Below are 18,974 nucleotides of genomic sequence, written 5' to 3' on the forward strand. Positions count from 1 at the left end.
CACCAACTGGCCCGCGAAAGGCTCAGTTGGTGCCGATCCGTGCGAGCAGGTCCACGATCCGCGCCTGCACCTCGGCACTGGTCGACCGCTCCGCCAGGAACAGCACCGTCTCCCCGGACGCCAGCCGCGGCAGGTCCGCCTGGTCGACGGCGGCGGTGTAGACGACGAGCGGGGTGCGGTTGAGCTGCCCGTTCGCCCGCAGCCAGTCCACGATCCCGGCCTGCCGCCGATGCACCTGCAACAGGTCCATCACCACCAGGTTCGGCCGGAACTGCCCCGCCAGCGCCACCGCGTCCGCGTCGCTCGCGGCCCGCGCCACCTGCATCCCGCGCCGCTCCAGCGTCGCCGTCAGCGCCAGCGCGATCTCCGCGTGCTCCTCGATCAGCAGCACCCGCGGCGGATGCTGCTCACTGTCCCGCGGCGCGAGCGCCTTCAGGAGTACGGCGGGATCGGCGCCGTACGCCGCCTCGCGCGTCGCCTGTCCGAGCCCCGCGGTCACCATCACCGGTACCTGCGCCGTGACGGCGGCCTCCCGCAGCGACTGGAGCGCGGTCCGCGTGATCGGCCCCGTCAGCGGGTCCACGAACAGCGCGGCCGGGAAGGCGGCGATCTGCGCGTCGACCTCCTCGCGCGAGTGCACGATGACCGGCCGGTACCCGCGGTCGCTCAGCGCCTGCTGGGTCGTCACGTCCGGCGCGGGCCACACCAGCAGCCGACGCGGATTGTCCAGCGGCTCCGGCGGCAGTTCGTCGTCCATCGGCTGTGGCCGCGGCGGATCGGCGACCTCCACGGCCCCGCCCGGGCCGTCCAGCGGCTCGGGCCCCTCGGCGGCGTTCTCGTCCGGCGCTCCTATGGCGTACGACCGTCCGGTGCCCTCGGTCATCTGCGTCAGCCGTGACTGGCCGGCGAGCGACGGCTGCGGTGCGGCAGCGGCGGGCGCGGGGGCCTCCGCGGTGGGGTGCGGACGGCCCGTGGCCGGGTCGGGCGGCGTACCGAGCTTGCGGCGCCGGCCGGACCCCCCCGGCTGATGCGGCGCGGGCGTCGCCGACGTCTGCGGCTGCTGCACCTGGGCCGCCTGCCGGGTGAACGGCACGCCCTGCCCCAGCGTCCGCACGCTGATCGCCCGCCCCTGCGTGGAGTTCGGGTCGACGGGAGCGGCGGGAGCGGCGGGCGCCACCGCCTCGGCGGGCAACGGCTGAGCAGCACGCGCCGGCGCCTGAGCCGGTGCCGTACTGGCGACGGCCTCGGGCGGCAACGGTGTGCCGGGCGCAGGAGTACCGGCGGACTGCGCGGCGGCCCCGGCACCAGCCGTGCCGTCGGCGCCGCCGGGGCCGACGGTGCCGTCAGCCGTGGCCCAGGGCTGCGATGCGGCCTCGGCCGGAAGCGGCTGCGCGGGAGCGACGGCCGCGTTCGGAGCCTGAGCCTGAGCCTGAACCGGAGACAGAGCCTGGGCGGGCGACGCGGTCTGGCCGGTGGCGTTCTGGGCCGGCACGGACACGCCAGGAGCGACGCCCTGCGCCGGCACCGGCTGAGCGGGCACTGGCTGAGCGGGCACCGGCTGGTCCGGAGCCGCCGTCACCTGGACGCCCTGCCCCGAGGCCGCCTGCTGCGGTACCGGAACCCCCGGCGCGGGCGCCCCGGCGGCCTCAGCGGGCTGACCCACGGCCCGGCGACGCCGACCCGTCGGCGCGCTCGCGGGGTGCGGCTGCGGCGGAGTGTGGTCCTCGGCCTGGTCGTGCGGCACCGCGTCGTGCCGCCCGTCGTCGACGAGCCCGGCGGGCATGGCGGCGGGCACAGCAGCGGGCGCGGCCTGCCCGGGAACGTGTACGGCGACCTGGGCGCCGGACGCCTGCGGTGGCACGGCGGCCTGGGCCTGAGCCGGAACGGGAACCGCAGCCGCAGCCGGAGCCGGGGCCTGCTGCGCAGGGACCTGCGAAGCCACAGCGGCCCCCTGCCCCTGCCCCTGCCCCGGCGGCACCTCTGCACCGGCACCCTCGGGACCACGGTCCGCCTCCGCGGGCGGCAGGGCGAACACCGCACGCGGCCCCGCCTCCTGCGCGGCCGCACGCTCGTTCGCGGCGGCCAGCGCACGCCGTCGACGCCCGGTCGGCTGAGTCTCCCCGCCGGCCCCGGCCCCGTCCCCGGACGCCACCGCGGGCAACGCGGGCGGCAACGCATGCTGCGCAGGTGCGGGCACCCCCTGCGCCGACACCCCCTGTGCCGACACCCCCTGTGCCGACACCCCCTGCGGCGGCACTCCCTGCGGCGGTACGGTCCCGCCCAGCCCGCTGCCCATGGCCGCGGTACCCGCGGCATGCTCGGCGGCGGTCATGACGGCACCCTCGGAGACACCGGCACCTATGGCGACATCAGCGGCGGCGCCGGCGGCAGCACCCGCGGCCCCGTCACCCCCGGCGATCTCGGCAGGCCGCCCCCGCCGCCGACCGGTACCGCCGGCCGCGTCCCCGGACTCCACGCCCGTCTGCGCCGCGACCTGCGCCGCCTCCTCCGCCGTACGCCTCCTGCGGCGCCCGGTCGGAGCGGTACCGCCGCCGCCCTCACCCGGGCCCTCGGCGGAGCTGTCGGAGTCGGCGGCCAGGTCCTCGCTCTCCAGGAACGCGTCGACGGACGACCGCCGCGCCCGGCGTCGTCCACCCGCGTCGGTCGTCTCCGGAGCGGCCTCGATCGCGGCCGGACCGGAGGCGGAGGGGTCGGCCGGAACAGCGCCCGCGCCACCCCCGATCGGCACTTCGAGGACGTAGGCGCTGCCGCTCATCCCCGGCACTTCATGCGTCTGGAGCACACCGCCGTGCGCCCGCACGATCCCGCGCACGATCGGCTCGTGCACCGGGTCTCCCCCGGCGTACGGGCCGCGCACCTCGATCCGTACGACCTCGCCGCGCTGGGCGGCGGCGACCACGACCGTGTTGTCCATGTAACCGCCCGCCGAGACGGGCGCGTTGCCGGTCGCGTCGACACCGGCGACATCGGCCACGAGGTGGGCGAGGGCGCGGGCGAGCAGCGAGTGGTCGACCTTGGCCTCGATGGGCGGCGCGTGCACGGCGAACTGCACGCGTCCGGGCCCGACGAGTTCGACCGCACCTTCCACACCCGCCGCGACGACGGCGTCGAGCATCACCTTCGTCCGGGTGATGCCGTCGCTGCCCGCGTCGAGCCGCTGGTAGGCGAGGACGTTGTCGATGAGCTGGGTGATCCGCGAGTACCCGGCGGACAGATGATGGAGGACCTGGTTGGCCTCGGGCCACAACTGCCCGGCGTCGTCCGCCGCGAGGGCGGCCAGCTCGCGGCGGAGTTCGTCGAGGGGGCCGCGCAGCGAGGCGCCGAGCAGCGTCAGCAGCTGCTCGTGCCGCCCGGCGAGAGCCTCGTAGCGGTCCTTCTCCCGTTCGCCCAGGGCGGCGTACCGCTCCTCGCCGGCGGCGAGTTCCTCCGCGTGCCGCTCCTGGAGCTCCTCGACCTCGGTGACGTGCTTCTGGCGCAGCGCGGTGAGTTCGGAGGCGTGCTCCTCGGAGAGCCGCTCCAACTCGTCCGCGTGCTGCTTCTCGACGGTGGCCTTCTCCTCGGCGAGGGTGTCGTACGGCCGCCGATCGGCGAAGGTCATGACGGCGCCGACGAGCTGGTCGCCGTCGCGTACCGGCGCGGTCGTCAGGTCGACGGAGACCTTCTCGCCCTTCTTCGACCACACCACCTGCCCGCGCACCCGGTGCTTGCGCCCGGAGCGCAGGGTGTCGGCGAGCGGGGACTCCTCGTAGGGGAAGGGCGTGCCGTCGGCGCGGGAGTGCAGCATCAGCTCGTGCAGCTCGCGCCCGCCGAGGTCGCTGGCCCGGTAGCCCAGTATCTGCGCGGCGGCCGGGTTGACGAGGACGATCCGCCCATCGGTGTCGGTCCCGACGACGCCTTCCGACGCGGCCCGCAGGATCATCTCGGTCTGCCGCTGCGACCGGGCCAGCTCGGCCTCGGTGTCGACGGTGCCGGTGAGGTCCCGTACGACGAGCATCAGCAGTTCGTCGCCGCTGTAGCCGTAGCTGTCGTAGGCCTGCTGGCCGTTCTCCAGATTGGCGCTGGTGACCTCGACGGGGAACTCGACCCCGTCGGTCCGGCGCGCGATCATCCGGGTCGGCTTGGTCCGCCCCGCCGGATCCATGTGATCGGGCCGCCGCATGGAGCCCGGGATCAGCTTGGAGTCGAACTCGGGCAGCAGATCGAGCAGCCCGCGCCCGACCAATGCCGTACCCGGCGTCTCGAATGCCTCGAGCGCGATGGTGTTGGCGTTCACGACGGTCCCATTGGCGTTGACCAGCACCAACGCATCGGGCAGCGCGTCGAGTATGGCTGCGAGGCGAGCAGCGCCTCGGGATGGCCTGCTGCTCACGAGACGCTTCCTCCCTGTTACCGCATCTTGCCGACCGCTCGGGCCATCTTGCCAACCGGTCCGCAGCGTGTCACGCGAGGGAGTCTAAGGGCTGCGGTTGCGCGCGCGGCCCCGGATGAGAGGGAGGTCGCACGACGAAGTGACGCAGAACGTGTGCCCGACTCCCGCGACCTCTTCCTTCGTCTCCCCTGGACCTTCGCGGTTCGTTTACGCCCTCGCTGAATCCGCCATGAAATGCCTGTGCGGACACGGCGGGTGTACGGCGTCGCCGGACCGCCGCAGGACCTGCGGGGCCGCCGGACGCGTCAGGACCGCAGGTCGGGCAGTACCGGAACCATCCGGTCCCACCGCCCGATCTCGCATCCGTTGCTGCGGTCGTACGTCGCCTCGACGGGCCGCCCGGCCCAGGTCCCGGTGACGTGCGCGGTGGCCGGGCCGCCGTACTGCATGGTGCAGACGCTGTCGTCGGGTACGGGGGCGAAGGCGTCCTTCCCCCAGCGGGTGCCGCGGTCGAGCGCGGCGCAGGCCCGGCCGGCGTCGGGGTGGGTGCCGCCACCGGGATGGCAGTACAGCTCGAAGGTCCCGTTCCCGCCGTGGCCGGCGTTCCTGACGGTGACGGTGAGGTGGTCGCCGGTGCCGAGGTCGTCGCGGGCGGGCGGCGGCATCAGGTCGAGGGCGGCGGCGGGCGCGGCGGCGAGGGAGCCTACGGCGACGAGGGAGGAGGCGCCGGCGACGAGCAGCCGGGCGAGCGGGGCGCGGGACTTCCGGAACAGGGACATGACCTGACTAACGCCGCCCGCCCCGACCGGTTGCGCCACGGCCCGTCGACCGCGAGAAGAGCTTTGCTCTGCGGCCCGCCTGCCTAGTACCGTGGGAGGCGATTGGTGACACCACGCTCGACTGTGTCATCATCTGCACGCACCACTCGCGCTCGCGCGGGCGGCTGTGCTGGAGGCGTCGCCTAGTCCGGTCTATGGCGCCGCACTGCTAATGCGGTTTGGGACTTCAATCCCATCGAGGGTTCAAATCCCTCCGCCTCCGCGCTTGATCACGAAGCCCCGGTCGTCCGACCGGGGCTTCGTCGTTGTCAGTACGGGCCTCTGATGCCGTTTTCGCAGGTCACAAGGGGTGCGGCAAACGGATTTCACATGGCGGCGGCAGTCATGTAATGTTCTTCCTGTCGCCGCGAGCGGCCCGAAAGGGCAAAGAACGGCGGGAAAACAGAACAAGCACTCGTAGCTTAACGGATAGAGCATCTGACTACGGATCAGAAGGTTGCAGGTTCGAATCCTGCCGAGTGCACATCGAGAGAGGCCCCGGAGAGATCCGGGGCCTTTCGCGTGTCGTGATGTTGGGGGAGGGAGAGCGCGATGAAGGTCAGGGGCGGCGGCAGAGCGGGGCTCGTGGGTGTGGGGCTGGCGGTCGTGCTGGTGGGGTGCGGTCGCGGTGACGGAGGCGAGGACGCCGGACGGGCGCCGGAGTCCGCGTCCGCGTCCGCTTCCGTATCTGCGTCCGGGTCCGCGTCCTCGGCCGAGCAGGGGCGGCTCGCTCCCGATGTCTTGCAGAGTCGCTGGTGGTCCTGGGCGGCTTCGGAGCCCGAGTCGACCAACCCGGTCGCCGACGAGGACGGCGGTGACTGCGCGCGGAACCAGCCGAAGGACGTGTGGTTCCTGGCCGGCACCTTCGGTACGCGGGCCGAGCGCAGCTGCCCGGTGCCCGCGGGCGTGCCGGTCGCCTTTCCCCTCGTGAACCGGATCGGCGGGCTCGACGACTGTGCGCTGTTCATGGACGGTGTCGAGGGATCGGCGGTCCTGGACGGCAAGAAGGTCGAGGCGGACGTCTACCGCGACGAGGCCGTGACCGTGGAGGGCGTCGCGGGCAATCCCGTCACCGGCACCGACCAGACGTTCGAGGGCACGGGCTGCGGGCTGTGGGTCCAACTGCCCGCTCTCAAGAGCGGTCCGCACACGCTGAAGATCCGTGGCACTGCCGGGGACTTCGCGACGGGGGTCGACTACACGCTGACCGTGGCCGCCGCCTCGTAGCGGGGGCCGGGTACGGGAGTTCAGGCCGCCGCCCCGGCCAGCCGGTGGAAGGCCTCGATCGTGTGCGGGTGGGCGAGTTCGTCCAGCAGGTGGCGCCACTCGGGGTCGGCGGCGGCCGGGTGGGCCTGGTCCCAGGCGGTGAGCAGCGGGGCGAGTTCGCTGTCGTCGGCGGGGACCGGGGTGTGGGGCTGGGTGTTCATGGGAGCTTCCTTCCGGTGAGGGTCGAGCCTCTGGGGCGGGACGCGTTCCTCTGAAGGCCGTGGAGAACCTCTGACGTCCACCATGCCGCGAGCCCCCTCGCGGAACCATGGAGTCGCCTACCGGGCCGGGGGTGTGGCCAGCCCCACCCGCCGGGTGCGGCTGCCCCGTGTCGGGGCGGCGCCGGCCCAAGTGCCGTGGCACGCGCATCCGTTGAGGCGAACATACACGCTTGTGCCACATGTTCGAATGCGCCTAGTTTTTCGCGTCATGACCATGACGAGAAGAACGATCCTGCGCGGCATCGCCGCCGCACCCCTCGCCGGCGCGGCGGCGAACGTCCTCTCCGTCGCTCCCGCCCACGCGGCGACCGTCGCCGCGAACCAGTACTCCCTGGCCGGCCGCACCTCCAACGAGTACGGCGAATTCGCCGCGCTGGCGGCCGGGTTGGCGGCGCGGCTGACCAAGGTGGACGCCACCACCGTCATCGCCACCACCAACCGTGACGCCGACGCGCTGAGCAGCGCCCCCAGCACCGCCGAGGCCTTCCAGACCGGCTTCGCCTGGGACCCCGCCGACCAGGACGTCCTGTACTGGATACCCCAGGGCGTCACCACCAGCGCCGACGCCTACGGCAACGGCCGCTACCCGGACAGCGGCGGCGACAAGGTCGTCCTCGTCTCCTGGTACTTCGAGACCGACACCGACCCCGACACCCCGGGCGACGAGTACGCCATCGACAAGGGCATGCGCCTGACCTTCGTCGACTACAACGCCCCCGCCGCGCCCACCTATCGGCACGTACTGCTCGTCGAGCCGGTGCGCACGGCCTCGGGTGCCTACTCCTTCGCGCCCGTCCAGAAGCACGCCGGCGGCATCATGTGGTACGGCAACCTGCTCTACGTCGTCGACACCTACAAGGGTCTGCGGATCTTCGACCTCAACACCCTGTTCACCGTCGAGACCGCGGAGAAGGACGTCTGCGGTCTGCACACCGACGGCAAGTACTACGGGTACGGCTACCAGTACGTCCTTCCGCAGAGCTACGCCTACGACAACGCCGGAACGTATCTGCGCTACTCGACGATCGGCCTCGACCGTGCCAGCACCCCCGACAGCCTGGTGATCGGCGAGTACTCGCTGGACGGCGTGGTCTCCTACAACGACCCCGGCCACACCTTCAACGGCACCGGCGCGCCCGCCGAGACGACACCCCACGTCGTCCGCTGGCAGCTCGACTACACCGACCGGCACCCGGGTTCGCTCACCGCGACCGAGGCCGTCACCGTCGCCCAGAAGAAGATCCAGGGCATCGTCTCCCGCAACACCAAGCACTACCTCTCGGTGAGCGCCGGCCCGTCCGCCAAGGGCGCTCTGCGCACCTTCACCTCCGGCGCGTCCACCGCCACCACCGTCGCCGACCTCGCCGTCGGCTGCGAGGACCTGAGCTTCCACAGCAGCGGGGCGTCCGGCTGGTCGTACAGCGAGTCGGTGATCTGGAACGTCAGCGAGTACGACGGTCTGCGGTACGTGTACGCGGTGCGGGCGGACGGTTCGTAGCCGCCGTCTGCTAACCGGCGAGCTGGAGGTCGCCGTGGTGGAGGCGGCCGGCGGCCGGCAGGGGCCGTACGGTTGCCGTCTCCCCGCGGGTGCCCGCGAAGACGCACAGCCGCAGCACCAGGAAGCGGCCGATGCCGGCGAGGCCGGAGGCGCCCAGGTAGACGGCCTGCTCCCAGACCAGGCCCGGCGAGGACTGCACGGTGTGCAGAACGAACATCGCGGCGCAGGTCACCACGTAGGCCGCCGTCGCCGAGCCAGCCGACTGCACATGGCGGCGCAGTCCGGCGCGGCGGCCGGTGCCGAAGGTGAACAGGGCGTGCAGCTCGGTGCACAGGATCGTGGACGCGATCGTGATCACGGCGTTGGCCGCCGCCCAGGGCGTCAGCAGCGCCAGCAGCGGGACCGCCGCGCTCGACAGCAGCCCCACGCCTCCGCCGCACACCACGAACCGGACGAAGGAGGCGAGCGGGCCCACCTCGGGCTTCACCTCCGGCTGCACGTCCGTGCTCTCCGCGCGGTGCGTCTGCATGGCGGTGTCCTTCCGAGGTGATCGAGGAGTTGCTGACGTGCTCCACGATCTCCCGGTCCGCCGCGCGAAACGATGGTGTGCCCTCCCGGAACGGGGGTGGGGCCAGCTCCACCATCTCCCCTCCGCCGCGCCCTACTTGCCCTGCTCGGCGGCCTCCGCGTCGGCGCTCCGCAGCTCCTCGATGGACTCCAGGGCGAGCCCTGTCGTCCGCGTGAACCAGTCGTTCAGTACGGCGACCTCGGCCGCGGAGCGGTCGGCGAAGAGGGTGTCGAGGCGGGCGTAGTAGGGGCCGTAGAGGGCCGTGAGGCGGGTGACCGCGGACGGGACGGCGGCGACACGGACGCGGCGACGGTCGTTCGGGTCGGGGCGGCGGGTGATGAAGCCGCCGCGTTCAAGGCGGTTGAGGATGCCGGTCATCGCGCCCGTCGTGACATGGGCGTGCTCCGCGAGGTCGCCCGCGGTGAAGCAGGTTCTCGCCAGCCTTCAGGACACAGGCGAAGCAAAGCAGGTCGGTGACCTTCAGACCCAGCCGCTGGGCCATTTCCTGCTGGCCGAGCAGGTGCGTCGCGATGAGGCGCGGATCTGTTGTGGGCGGGAGGCTGGAACGTGAGTGCGCCCCAGTATGACGAGGGGCACACCGTCGCGGGGTGGACCGGGTGCGCCGTGGCCACGGTCGGGTGTGTCGTCCTGGGTCTCGGGGTGGTCAGGGCGTCGGCCCCGGTGCTGGCGGGCGGGGCGCCGTGGTGGTGCTGGGGGTGCTGGTCACCTGGGCCCTGCATCTCGCGGGCTGGGGCAAGCCGCCGGGGCGTCGGCCGCGGGAGCGGTGGGGGATGCGGACGCGGGACCTGTCGGCGCGGGCCGGGCATCCGGGGTGTGTGGGGTGCCGGCCGGCGGGGCGGGGGCGGCGTGGCGTTGTGCCGGTGGTCGCCGCCGCCGGGCCGGAGGTCGTCACCGCGGACGCCGGTGGCTGATCGGGCCGTTGTCAGTGGTGCCCCCTACTCTCGATCGGGATGGCACAGGCATGGAAGTGCGCGGGGCTGCGTTGGTCGGCGGACGGTCCCGTGCTGGCGTGGGACGGGGGCCGGCGCTCCGCGCTGAGCTGGGGGAAACGAGTGGCCTTCGGGGTCGCGGACGGGGGTGGACGGACCTGCGTGGGGGCGCGGGGGCACGCGTGTCCGGTGCGGGCGCCCGTGCCGGGGCGGAGCACGGGGGCGCGGTGCGAGGAGTGTGCGCGCCTCGACCGGGCGCACTCGGTGGCCGCCGACACGATCGCGGACGATCCGCGCCCGTACCACGTGTATCTGGCGTGGTTCGGGCCCGGCATGGCCAAGGTCGGGATCACGGCTGAGGAACGGGGTTCCGCGCGGTTGCTGGAGCAGGGGGCCGTCTGTTTCAGCTGGCTGGGCGTCGGTCCGCTGATGGCGGCGCGGCGGAGTGAGGAGCTGCTGCGGGCCGCGTTGCGGGTCCCGGACCGGATTCCGTACGTCGCCAAGCGCGCGGTGCGGTCCGCGTTGCCGGGGACCGAGGGGGAGCGGGCGGCCGAGATCGCGGAACTGCACGCACGGGCGGTGGCGTTGGGCGGCTGGCCGGAGTCGCTGCGGGCCGAGCCGTTCCGACCCGTGGACCACGTGGCGGTGTTCGGCCTCGCCGGGGCGCCGGCCGCCGTCGGTGCGGTCACCGAGCTGGTCGCGGGCGGCGTGGTGGGCGGACGGCTGGTCGCCGCGGCCGGGCCGGATCTGCATCTGGACACCGGGGGCGGGGTGGTCGTACTGGACACGCGGTTGATGACGGGGTGGGGGCTGGTGCCGGTGGACGTGACATCAGGGGCGGCGGAAGTCTCGGTGCCGGTACGGGAGTTCAGGAAGGAGACAGGGGTGCAGGACGGGCTGTTCTGAGGCCGGACCACCGGAAGGAGACTTGAAGGAGGCGCAAAGTAAAGACTCGGATCCCTCCCGGATCCCTTTCGGCAAGGAGCCTGGACGCGATGCCGGGCAGGGATCGATCGTGGCTGACATGAGCGATCACCGTATTGCCCCTGACGCACCCGTCCCTCCCGTCGCGGCTCACGAACCCCCTTACCACGCCGTCGTGTTCACCTCCCTGCGCACCGAGGAGGACCACGGAGAAGGCCCCGGATACGGCCCCACCGCACAGCGCATGGGCGAGCTGGTCCAGGAGATCCCCGGGTTCCTCGGCGAGGACTCGGCGCACACGCCGGGCGGGCTGTCGGTCACCGTGGCCTACTTCCGGGACCTGGCCGGTATCGAGGAGTGGCGGCAGAACGCGGAGCACCGGGAGGCCAAGGCGTACGGACGGGCGCACTGGTACGAGCGGTACTCGCTGCACATCGCCCGGGTCGAGCACAGTAACGGCTTCCGGCGGGCGGAGAGGGCGGTGACAGGTTCCCGAAAGGGTTTCCTTTGAAAGACGAGGCCGGTGGCGGGGTGCAGAACATCACAAAACGGGGCTGATTCCCTGGCCTGACCTCGTACGACCGGCGCTGCCTTGGTGTTCCCTGTGAGTTTCTCAGGGAAATCACAGGAAGCCGAAAGCCTGCTCTCAGAGCCTCCCGACAGTGTGTCCACCATGACCACGACCTCGCCCCAGGGGCGCACCGAACTGCTGAGGCCGGACGGGAGCCCCGTCCGAGTGCTTGTGGTGGACGACGAGCTGTCGATCACCGAACTGCTGTCCATGGCCCTGCGTTATGAGGGCTGGCAGATCCGGAGTGCGGGGGACGGCACCGGTGCCATCCAGACCGCCCGGGAGTTCCGGCCCGACGCCGTCGTTCTCGACATGATGCTGCCCGACATGGACGGGCTGACCGTCCTGGGACGCCTGCGGCGTGAGCTGCCGGACGTGCCGGTGCTGTTCCTGACGGCCAAGGACGCCGTCGAGGACCGTATCGCCGGGCTCACCGCCGGTGGGGACGACTACGTCACCAAGCCGTTCAGCCTCGAAGAGGTCGTCGCCCGGCTGCGCGGCCTCATCCGGCGCTCAGGCGCGGCCGACCGGCGGTCCGACTCCGTGCTTGTCGTCGGTGACCTCACCCTCGACGAGGACAGCCACGAGGTCTCGCGGGCCGGGGAGGGCATCCACCTCACCGCGACCGAGTTCGAACTGCTCCGCTTCCTGATGCGTAACCCCCGGCGTGTGCTCAGCAAGGCGCAGATCCTCGACCGCGTGTGGTCCTACGACTTCGGGGGGCAGGCCAATGTCGTCGAGCTCTACATCTCGTACCTGCGCCGCAAGATCGATGCCGGTCGCGAGCCGATGATCCACACCCGGCGTGGCGCCGGTTACCTGATCAAGCCCGCGGCGTCATGAGCGGGCGACGACGGGAGCGTCCGCAGAAGAAGCGACTGGGCAAGCCGCGTACCCTGCGGGCGCGGCTCGTCGTCGCGTCGGTTGTGCTGATCGCCGTGGTGTGTGCGGTGATCGGGACCGTGACGACGTTGGCGTTGCGGTCGCATCTGTATGAGCAGTTGGGTACCAAGGTCGGAGAGGCCGCGATGCGGGCCTCCGGTATGGGCGTTCCTCCCGGACAGCAGACCAAGGGCACGGGTAACAACGGCCCTGGGAGCACCCCGAGCACGCTCGCAGATCTGGTCAGCAAGGGGCCGCAGCAGAGCAGTATTGCCGCCACCGTCCAGAAGAGCGTCATCACTGATGCCAAGGTGGGCGAGGACGACAACTACAGCCGGACCGCTGTGGACCTGAGTGATGATGCGATCGAGGCGCTCAACGAGGTCCCCCAGGACGAGAAGCTGCACACCGTGGACCTTCCCGGCCTCGGTGAATACCTCGTCAGGTACACCTCCGGTGACAAGGGCGACTACTACGTGGGCCTCCCCACCAAGGAAGTCGACAACACCCTCAACACCCTCATAGCCGTAGAAGCCAGCGTCACCGCCGCCGGTCTCATCGCCGCCGGTATCGCCGGTACCGTCATCGTCGGCGTGGCCACCCGCCCCCTCCGTCGTGTCGCCGCGACCGCGACCCGGGTCTCCGAACTCCCCCTCCACACCGGCGAGGTGAACCTCAGTGAGCGGGTGCCGGAGTCGGAGTGTGATCCGAACACCGAGGTCGGCAAGGTGGGCGTCGCGCTCAACCGGATGCTGGACCATGTCCACGCCGCCCTGCACTCGCGTCAGCAGAGCGAGATGCGGGTACGGCAGTTCGTCGCGGACGCCAGCCACGAACTGCGCACCCCCCTCGCCTCCATCCGCGGATACGCCGAGCTGACCAGACGCGGCAGGGAGCAGATCGGCCCCGACACCCGGCACGCACTCGGACGTATCGAGTCCGAGGCGGGCCGTATGACGTTGCTCGTCGAGGACCTTCTCCTCCTCGCGCGGCTCGACGCCGGCCGGCCGCTCCAGTTCGAGCAGACCGACCTCATCCCCCTCGTCGTGGACACCATCAGCGACACCCGCGCCGCCGGCATGGAGCACAACTGGCGGCTCGATCTGCCCGATGAACCCGCGCTCGTCTCCGGCGACGCCGCACGCCTCCAGCAGGTGCTCATCAACCTGCTCGGCAACGCCCGTAAGCACACGGAGCCAGGGACGACGATCACCGCCCGTATCCAGCGGCGTGGGCCCTGGATGTGTGTGGACGTCGAGGACAACGGCCAGGGCATCCCGCCGGATCTGCTGCCGCATGTCTTCGAGCGGTTCGCGCGCGGGGACTCGTCGCGGTCCCGGGCCTCCGGGTCGACGGGGCTGGGGCTCGCCATCGTGCAGGCCGTGGCGACCGCGCACGGCGGTGCCGTGACCGTGGACAGCGCGCCGGGGCGGACCGTGTTCACGGTTCACCTGCCCGCGCTCGCGCCCGCGACGCCCCGCCCGGCGCCCGAAACGAATTGGCAATCGCACTCACAGGCACAGCACAGTGCCAGCACATGGGTGCAACAGGGCACTTGACCAAAGTCGGTGTCATGCGAACCGACTCTTCTCCCGGCAATCTGCCGGCGCGGGAGCACCTCCCGGCCACAGATGCCGGTACGCCTGTCCTGGACGTAGTGATCCCCGTCTACAACGAGGAGAAGGACCTCCAGCCGTGTGTGCGCAGACTGCACGAGCACCTCACGCGCACCTTCCCGTACGCGTTCCGCATCACGATCGCGGACAACGCGTCGACGGACACCACCCCGCAGGTGTCCCAGCGGCTGGAGGCGGAGATCGCCGAGGTCCGGGCCTTCCGACTGGAGCAGAAGGGCCGCGGTCGCGCCCTGCGCACCGTGTGGTCCGCCTCGGACGCGCCGATCCTCGCCTACATGGACGTGGATCTGTCCACCGACCTCAACGCCCTGCTCCCGCTGGTGGCCCCGCTGATCTCGGGCCACTCCGACCTGGCGATCGGATCCCGGCTCGCCCGCTCCTCACGCGTGGTGCGTGGCCCCAAGCGGGAGTTCATCAGCCGCTCGTACAACCTCATCCTGCGCGGCTCGCTCCAAGCCCGCTTCTCGGACGCGCAGTGCGGCTTCAAGGCCATCCGGCGTGATGTGGCGCAGGTGCTGCTGCCGATGGTCGAGGACACCGGCTGGTTCTTCGACACCGAGATGCTCGTCATCGCCGAGCGCGCGGGACTCCGGATCCATGAGGTCCCTGTCGACTGGGTCGACGACCCGGACTCCACCGTCCACATCGTGAAGACCGCGACCGAGGACCTGAAGGGGGTGTGGCGGGTGGGCAAGGCGCTGGCCTCCGGCTCCCTCCCGCTGGACCGGATCGCGCGTCCCTTCGGTGACGACCCGCGCGACCGCGAGATCAAGGACGTACCGAAGGGGCTGGCCCGCCAGCTCGTCGGGTTCTGTGTCGTCGGCGGACTGTCGACGCTCTTCTATCTGCTGCTCTACAGCGCCTTCCGGCAGTTCGGCGGCTCGCAGGTGGCCAACGCGCTCGCGCTGCTGGTCTCCGCCGTCGCCAACACGGCGGCCAACCGCCGGCTGACCTTCGGGGTGCGCGGCAGCGGTGGCGCCGTCCGCCACCAGGCGCAGGGCCTCGTCGTCTTCGGCATCGGCCTCGCCCTGACCAGCGGTTCGCTCGCCGCCCTCGACGCGGCCAGCAGCAACCCCGCGCACTCCACCGAACTGGCGGTCCTGATCGCCGCCAACCTCGCCGCGACCGTGCTGCGCTTCCTGCTCTTCCGGGCCTGGGTGTTCCCCGACCGCCGCGAGTCGACGGTGGTCGCGAGCCACACCCCCGCCCCCACCGCACCACCGCTCCACCCGCCGCTGCCGGTGCGCGCGGGCGGCAACCACTTCTCGTACGACGACCAGTTCCGCGCCGGTGAAGCCGCGGACCGCACCTGGGGGGACGCCACCGTGCAGTTGCAGCCGGTGCGTCCGACCGACACCGACCCGAGGGACGCCCGATGACCATCACCAGTACGGCCGTTCAGGAGCCCTCGGCTCCCGCGGCCCCACCCGCCCCCGAGGCCGGTGAGCCCAAGCAGCCGTTCGTCAGGAGACTGTGGCGCGGCCGCCCCGAGGACCCCCGCTGGGCCCGCCCCGCCTTCTGGGGCCTGCTCCTGGCCACCGCGGTGCTCTACTTCTACAACCTGAGCTCCTCCGGCTACGCCAACTCCTTCTACTCCGCGGCCGTCCAGGCCGGCAGCCAGTCCTGGAAGGCGTTCTTCTTCGGCTCGCTCGACGCGTCCAACGCGATCACCGTCGACAAGCCCCCGGCCTCCCTGTGGCCGATGGCCCTGTCGGTGCGGATCTTCGGCCTCAGCTCCTGGGCGATCCTGATGCCCGAGGTCCTCATGGGCATCGGCTCGGTCGCCGTCGTCCACGCCTCCGTGCGCCGCCGCTTCAGCCCTGCGGCCGGTCTGATCGCGGGCGCCTCGCTCGCGCTCACCCCCGTCGCGGCGCTGATGTTCCGGTTCAACAACCCGGACGCGATGCTGGCCCTGCTGATGGCCGTGGCCTGCTACTTCGTGGTCCGGGCCGTGGAGGACGGCCGCACGAAGTGGCTGGTGTGGGCCGGTGTGGCGATCGGCTTCGCCTTCCTCGCCAAGACGCTCCAGGCCTTCCTGATCCTGCCGCCGCTCGCGATCGTGTACGCGGTCTGCGCGCCGGTGTCACTGAAGAAGCGAGCCGGTCAACTGGCTGCCGCGACGGGCGCGTTGATCCTCTCCGGCGGCTGGTGGGTCGCGATCGTCGAACTGTGGCCGGCCTCCTCCCGCCCCTACATCGGCGGCTCCCAGAACAACTCCTTCCTTGAACTGACCTTCGGCTACAACGGACTCGGCCGTCTCAACGGCGAGGAGACCGGCAGTGTCGGCGGCGGTGGCGGCAACAGCGGCGGCCAGTGGGGCGAGACCGGCTGGGACCGGATGTTCAACTCCGAGATCGGCGGCCAGATCTCCTGGCTGCTCCCGGCGGCCCTGATCCTGCTGGCCGCGGGCCTGTGGGCGACCCGCAAGGCCCGCAGGACGTCCGTCACCCGCGCTTCGTTCCTGGTCTGGGGCGGCTCGCTGGTCATCACCATGGTCGTCTTCAGCTACATGGCGGGCATCTTCCACCAGTACTACACGGTGGCCCTCGCCCCCTACATGGCGGCCGTGATCGGCATGGGCGCCGGGCTCCTGTGGGAGAAGCGCACCGAGATGTGGGCGTCGATCACGCTCGCGGCGGCGGTGGTGGCGAGCGCCGCCTGGGGGTACGTCCTCCTCAACCGCACCTCCGATTACCTGCCCTGGCTGAAGTGGCTGGTCCTCGTCGGCGGTCTGGTCGCCGCGCTCGGCCTGATCTTCGCGGGCCGGATCAACCGCCAACTCGCCCTCGCGGCGGCGTCCTTGGGCCTGGCGGCCTCCCTCGCCGGTCCGACCGCGTACACCATCAGCACCCTTCAGGAGGGCCACACCGGCTCCATCGTGACGGCCGGTCCGGCCGGCGCGAGCATGATGGGCGGCGGTGGCGGCCGGGGCGGTGGCCCCGGTGGCGGCGGTGGCGGTTTCCCGGGCGGCGGCCAGAACCAGCAGAACGGCAACGGCAGCACCCAGAACCAACAGGGCGGCGGCACCGGCTTCCCCGGCGGCGGCATGCCCGGCCAGAACGGCAACAGCAACAGCAACTCCCAGAGCCAGCAGGGCAACGGCTTCCCGGGTGGCGGTCAGACGGGCGAAGGCGGCGGTATGGGCGGCGGCGGTGGCGTCGGCGGTCTGCTGAACGGCGCGACCGTCTCCGACGAGGCCAAGAAGCTGCTGGAGACGGACTCCGGCGACTACACCTGGGTCGCGGCGGCCATCGGCGCCCAGAACGCGGCGAGCTACCAGCTCTCCACCGGCGACCCGGTGATGGCGATCGGCGGCTTCAACGGCACCGACCCGTCCCCGACGCTGGCCCAGTTCAAGCAGTACGTCGAGGACGGCAAGATCCACTACTTCATCTCGTCCGGCTCCGGCGGCGGCATGGGCGGCAGCAGCAGCGGCACGTCCTCGCAGATCACCTCCTGGGTCGAGGCCAACTTCAAGAAGGTGACGGTGGGTTCGTCCACCTTCTACGACCTGACGCAGAAGGCGAGCAGCTGACGTAAGGAACGAGAGAGGGCGGCGACCGTGGAGGTCGCCGCCCTCTTCGTCGTACGACAGGAGGGCGACGGAAGGGCGACTGAAGGGCGACGGAAAATCGCGTTGTACGCCGTATAGGGACTGTTCTACGGTGTACAGCATGTCCGCCCCCACATCAGTCACCGTCTCCCAAGGCCACCCCCAGCGCTGGCTCATCCTCGGTGTCATCTGTCTCGCCCAGCTCACCGTGGTCCTCGACAACACCGTGCTGAACGTCGCGATCCCCTCGCTCACCCGTGAGTTGGGCGCGGCGACCTCGGACATCCAGTGGATGATCAACGCGTACTCGCTCGTGCAGTCCGGGCTGCTGCTCACCGCGGGCAGCGCCGCCGACCGCTACGGCCGCAAAAAGATGCTGATCGCCGGTCTGAGCCTGTTCGGGATCGGCTCGCTGGTCGCCGGACTGGCCGACAGCACGGGCCAGTTGATCGCCGCGCGCGCCGGGATGGGCGTCGGCGGGGCGCTGTTGCTGACGACGACACTCGCCGTCGTGATGCAGATCTTCACGCCCGAGGAGCACGCGAAGGCGATCGGCATCTGGGCCGCGGTCAACGCGCTCGGCTTCGCCTGCGGCCCGCTGCTGGGCGGGTTCATGCTGGACCACTTCTGGTGGGGCGCGATCTTCCTGGTCAACCTGCCGGTCGCGGCGGTGGGGCTGGTGGCGGCCGTGACGCTCGTCCCCGAGTCGAAGAACCCGCGCGGGGACCGTCCCGACCTGCTGGGCGCGTTGCTGTCGACGATCGGTATGGCGTCCCTCGTCTTCGCGATCATCTCCGGTCCCGAGCACGGCTGGACGTCGGGGCGGGTGCTGCTGACGGCGGCCGTCGCGGTGGGTGTGCTGGGCGGGTTCGCGTACTGGGAGAGCCGGATCGAACACCCCATGCTCGACCCGCACTTCTTCCGCGACCGCCGCTTCACGGGCGCCATCGCGGGCGCCGTGCTCATCACCTTCGGCATGGGCGGCTCGCTCTTCCTGCTCACCCAGCACATGCAGTTCGTCCTCGGCTACGGCCCCCTGGAGGCGGGCCTGCGCACCGCGCCGCTCGCCCTGTCGATCGTCGTCCTCAACTTCTCGGGGGTGGCGGCGAAGTGGGCGAAGCGGCTGGGCAACCCGGCCGCCATCGGACTCGGCATGGCGTTGATGGCGGGCGGACTGGTGTCCATCGCCACGGTGGCCTCTGGCGGTTATGCCGGGACCCTGGTGGGGTTGCTGCTCATCGGGGCGGGGGCGGCGGTCGCCAACCCGGCCATGGCGCACGCGATCATGAGCTCGATACCGCCGGAGAAGGCCGGGATCGGGGCCGGGATCAACGGGACCGTGGCGGAGTTCGGGCAGGGGCTGGGGGTGGCGGTGCTGGGGGCTGTGTTGAGTTCGCGGTTCGCCGCGCTGGTTTCTGTGGCGGCGTCCTCGTTGCCGGCGGCGTTGGCCGAGGCGGGGTCGGCTGGGGAGAGGGCGCGTATTACGGAGGCGTTCTCTTCTGGGCTGGAGAGCAGTTTGCTGGTGGGGGCGGTTGCGGTGTTGGCCGGAGGGTTGGTTGCCGCTGCGCTGTTGCGGCGGGCTGAGCGGGGTGAGGGCGCCTGGTAGCTCGGGGGTCCTGTGTGGGGGCGGCTGCCGGTCTGTTGTGGTTGATCGCGCAGTTCCCCGCGCCCCCAAGGGGGGCGCTTAAGGTGATCG

The 18,974-nt window shown here is 71.5% G+C and carries 13 protein-coding genes, 2 tRNA genes and 2 pseudogenes; 12 read left to right on the forward strand and 5 right to left on the reverse strand.

Annotation, left to right across the window (positions count from 1 at the left end):
- Positions 1-22: 22 nt before the first annotated feature.
- Positions 23-4,390 carry a response regulator gene (locus OG866_RS22460; RefSeq protein WP_329337242.1) on the reverse strand — a complete coding sequence of 1,456 codons (4,368 nt, stop codon included), beginning with the start codon at positions 4,388-4,390 and terminating at the stop codon, positions 23-25.
- A gap of 305 nt (positions 4,391-4,695) precedes the next feature.
- Complete coding sequence (locus tag OG866_RS22465; protein WP_329337243.1) at positions 4,696-5,169, reverse strand: SSI family serine proteinase inhibitor; 474 nt, start codon at positions 5,167-5,169, stop codon at positions 4,696-4,698.
- A 171-nt stretch (positions 5,170-5,340) separates the two neighbouring features.
- Between OG866_RS22465 and OG866_RS22470 the strand changes: the two genes are divergently transcribed.
- The 3 genes from OG866_RS22470 to OG866_RS22480 all read left to right on the forward strand — a co-directional run bounded on the left by OG866_RS22470 (position 5,341) and on the right by OG866_RS22480 (position 6,435).
- Positions 5,341-5,431: transfer RNA gene (locus OG866_RS22470), tRNA-Ser, on the forward strand.
- Positions 5,432-5,619: 188 nt separating this feature from the next.
- Positions 5,620-5,692, forward strand: a tRNA-Arg gene (locus OG866_RS22475).
- A gap of 68 nt (positions 5,693-5,760) precedes the next feature.
- Positions 5,761-6,435, forward strand: coding sequence for a signal protein (locus tag OG866_RS22480; RefSeq protein ID WP_329337244.1), 675 nt, complete (start codon positions 5,761-5,763; stop codon positions 6,433-6,435).
- Positions 6,436-6,455: 20 nt separating this feature from the next.
- Here the strand turns inward: OG866_RS22480 and OG866_RS22485 are convergent, their stop codons facing one another.
- Positions 6,456-6,635: a hypothetical protein gene (locus tag OG866_RS22485; protein ID WP_329337245.1), complete on the reverse strand. Its 180-nt coding sequence runs from the start codon at positions 6,633-6,635 to the stop codon at positions 6,456-6,458.
- A 274-nt stretch (positions 6,636-6,909) separates the two neighbouring features.
- Here OG866_RS22485 and OG866_RS22490 point away from each other — a divergent pair, with 274 nt between their 5' ends.
- Complete coding sequence (locus tag OG866_RS22490; RefSeq protein WP_329337246.1) at positions 6,910-8,193, forward strand: hypothetical protein; 1,284 nt, start codon at positions 6,910-6,912, stop codon at positions 8,191-8,193.
- Positions 8,194-8,203: 10 nt separating this feature from the next.
- Here OG866_RS22490 and OG866_RS22495 read toward each other — a convergent pair whose 3' ends face one another.
- Positions 8,204-8,722, reverse strand: a complete 519-nt coding sequence (locus OG866_RS22495) for a hypothetical protein (RefSeq protein WP_329337248.1) — start codon at positions 8,720-8,722, stop codon at positions 8,204-8,206.
- A gap of 132 nt (positions 8,723-8,854) precedes the next feature.
- Positions 8,855-9,263, reverse strand: a pseudogene (locus OG866_RS22500) (MarR family transcriptional regulator).
- Positions 9,264-9,328: 65 nt separating this feature from the next.
- Between OG866_RS22500 and OG866_RS22505 the strand changes: the two are divergent.
- From OG866_RS22505 to OG866_RS22540, 8 genes and pseudogenes are all read left to right on the forward strand, one after another.
- A pseudogene (locus tag OG866_RS22505) lies at positions 9,329-9,693 on the forward strand (HGxxPAAW family protein).
- Between the two features lie 39 nt (positions 9,694-9,732).
- Positions 9,733-10,617: a DUF2797 domain-containing protein gene (locus OG866_RS22510; RefSeq protein WP_329337250.1), complete on the forward strand. Its 885-nt coding sequence runs from the start codon at positions 9,733-9,735 to the stop codon at positions 10,615-10,617.
- 193 nt (positions 10,618-10,810) lie between these two features.
- The gene (locus OG866_RS22515) at positions 10,811-11,146 is read left to right on the forward strand and encodes an antibiotic biosynthesis monooxygenase family protein (protein WP_329337251.1); all 336 of its coding nucleotides are present in this window, start codon (positions 10,811-10,813) and stop codon (positions 11,144-11,146) included.
- Between the two features lie 162 nt (positions 11,147-11,308).
- Positions 11,309-12,049 carry a response regulator transcription factor gene (locus OG866_RS22520; protein ID WP_026179246.1) on the forward strand — a complete coding sequence of 247 codons (741 nt, stop codon included), beginning with the start codon at positions 11,309-11,311 and terminating at the stop codon, positions 12,047-12,049.
- A complete protein-coding gene (locus OG866_RS22525; protein ID WP_329337254.1) occupies positions 12,046-13,647 on the forward strand; it encodes a HAMP domain-containing sensor histidine kinase in 1,602 nt (533 codons plus the stop codon). Before OG866_RS22520 ends, OG866_RS22525 begins: the two co-directional genes overlap by 4 nt.
- A gap of 14 nt (positions 13,648-13,661) precedes the next feature.
- Positions 13,662-15,104: a bifunctional glycosyltransferase family 2/GtrA family protein gene (locus OG866_RS22530; RefSeq protein ID WP_329337256.1), complete on the forward strand. Its 1,443-nt coding sequence runs from the start codon at positions 13,662-13,664 to the stop codon at positions 15,102-15,104.
- The gene (locus OG866_RS22535; protein WP_329337257.1) at positions 15,101-17,260 is read left to right on the forward strand and encodes an ArnT family glycosyltransferase; all 2,160 of its coding nucleotides are present in this window, start codon (positions 15,101-15,103) and stop codon (positions 17,258-17,260) included. The genes OG866_RS22530 and OG866_RS22535 overlap by 4 nt, the downstream gene beginning before the upstream one ends.
- 139 nt (positions 17,261-17,399) lie before the next feature.
- Positions 17,400-18,884, forward strand: coding sequence for an MFS transporter (locus OG866_RS22540; protein WP_329337259.1), 1,485 nt, complete (start codon positions 17,400-17,402; stop codon positions 18,882-18,884).
- Positions 18,885-18,974: the final 90 nt, after the last annotated feature.

The sequence above is a fragment of the Streptomyces sp. NBC_00663 genome, assembly GCF_036226885.1.
Classification (GTDB): domain Bacteria; phylum Actinomycetota; class Actinomycetes; order Streptomycetales; family Streptomycetaceae; genus Streptomyces.

Coding starts and splice junctions, on each gene's coding strand:
- OG866_RS22520 (WP_026179246.1), top strand. CDS start 11,309: ATGACCACGACCTCGCCCCAGGGGCGCACCGAACTGCTGAGGCCGGAC.
- OG866_RS22540 (WP_329337259.1), top strand. CDS start 17,400: ATGTCCGCCCCCACATCAGTCACCGTCTCCCAAGGCCACCCCCAGCGC.
- OG866_RS22525 (WP_329337254.1), top strand. CDS start 12,046: ATGAGCGGGCGACGACGGGAGCGTCCGCAGAAGAAGCGACTGGGCAAG.
- OG866_RS22510 (WP_329337250.1), top strand. CDS start 9,733: ATGGCACAGGCATGGAAGTGCGCGGGGCTGCGTTGGTCGGCGGACGGT.
- OG866_RS22485 (WP_329337245.1), bottom strand. CDS start 6,635: ATGAACACCCAGCCCCACACCCCGGTCCCCGCCGACGACAGCGAACTC.
- OG866_RS22465 (WP_329337243.1), bottom strand. CDS start 5,169: ATGTCCCTGTTCCGGAAGTCCCGCGCCCCGCTCGCCCGGCTGCTCGTC.
- OG866_RS22480 (WP_329337244.1), top strand. CDS start 5,761: ATGAAGGTCAGGGGCGGCGGCAGAGCGGGGCTCGTGGGTGTGGGGCTG.
- OG866_RS22495 (WP_329337248.1), bottom strand. CDS start 8,722: ATGCAGACGCACCGCGCGGAGAGCACGGACGTGCAGCCGGAGGTGAAG.
- OG866_RS22535 (WP_329337257.1), top strand. CDS start 15,101: ATGACCATCACCAGTACGGCCGTTCAGGAGCCCTCGGCTCCCGCGGCC.
- OG866_RS22490 (WP_329337246.1), top strand. CDS start 6,910: ATGACGAGAAGAACGATCCTGCGCGGCATCGCCGCCGCACCCCTCGCC.
- OG866_RS22530 (WP_329337256.1), top strand. CDS start 13,662: ATGCGAACCGACTCTTCTCCCGGCAATCTGCCGGCGCGGGAGCACCTC.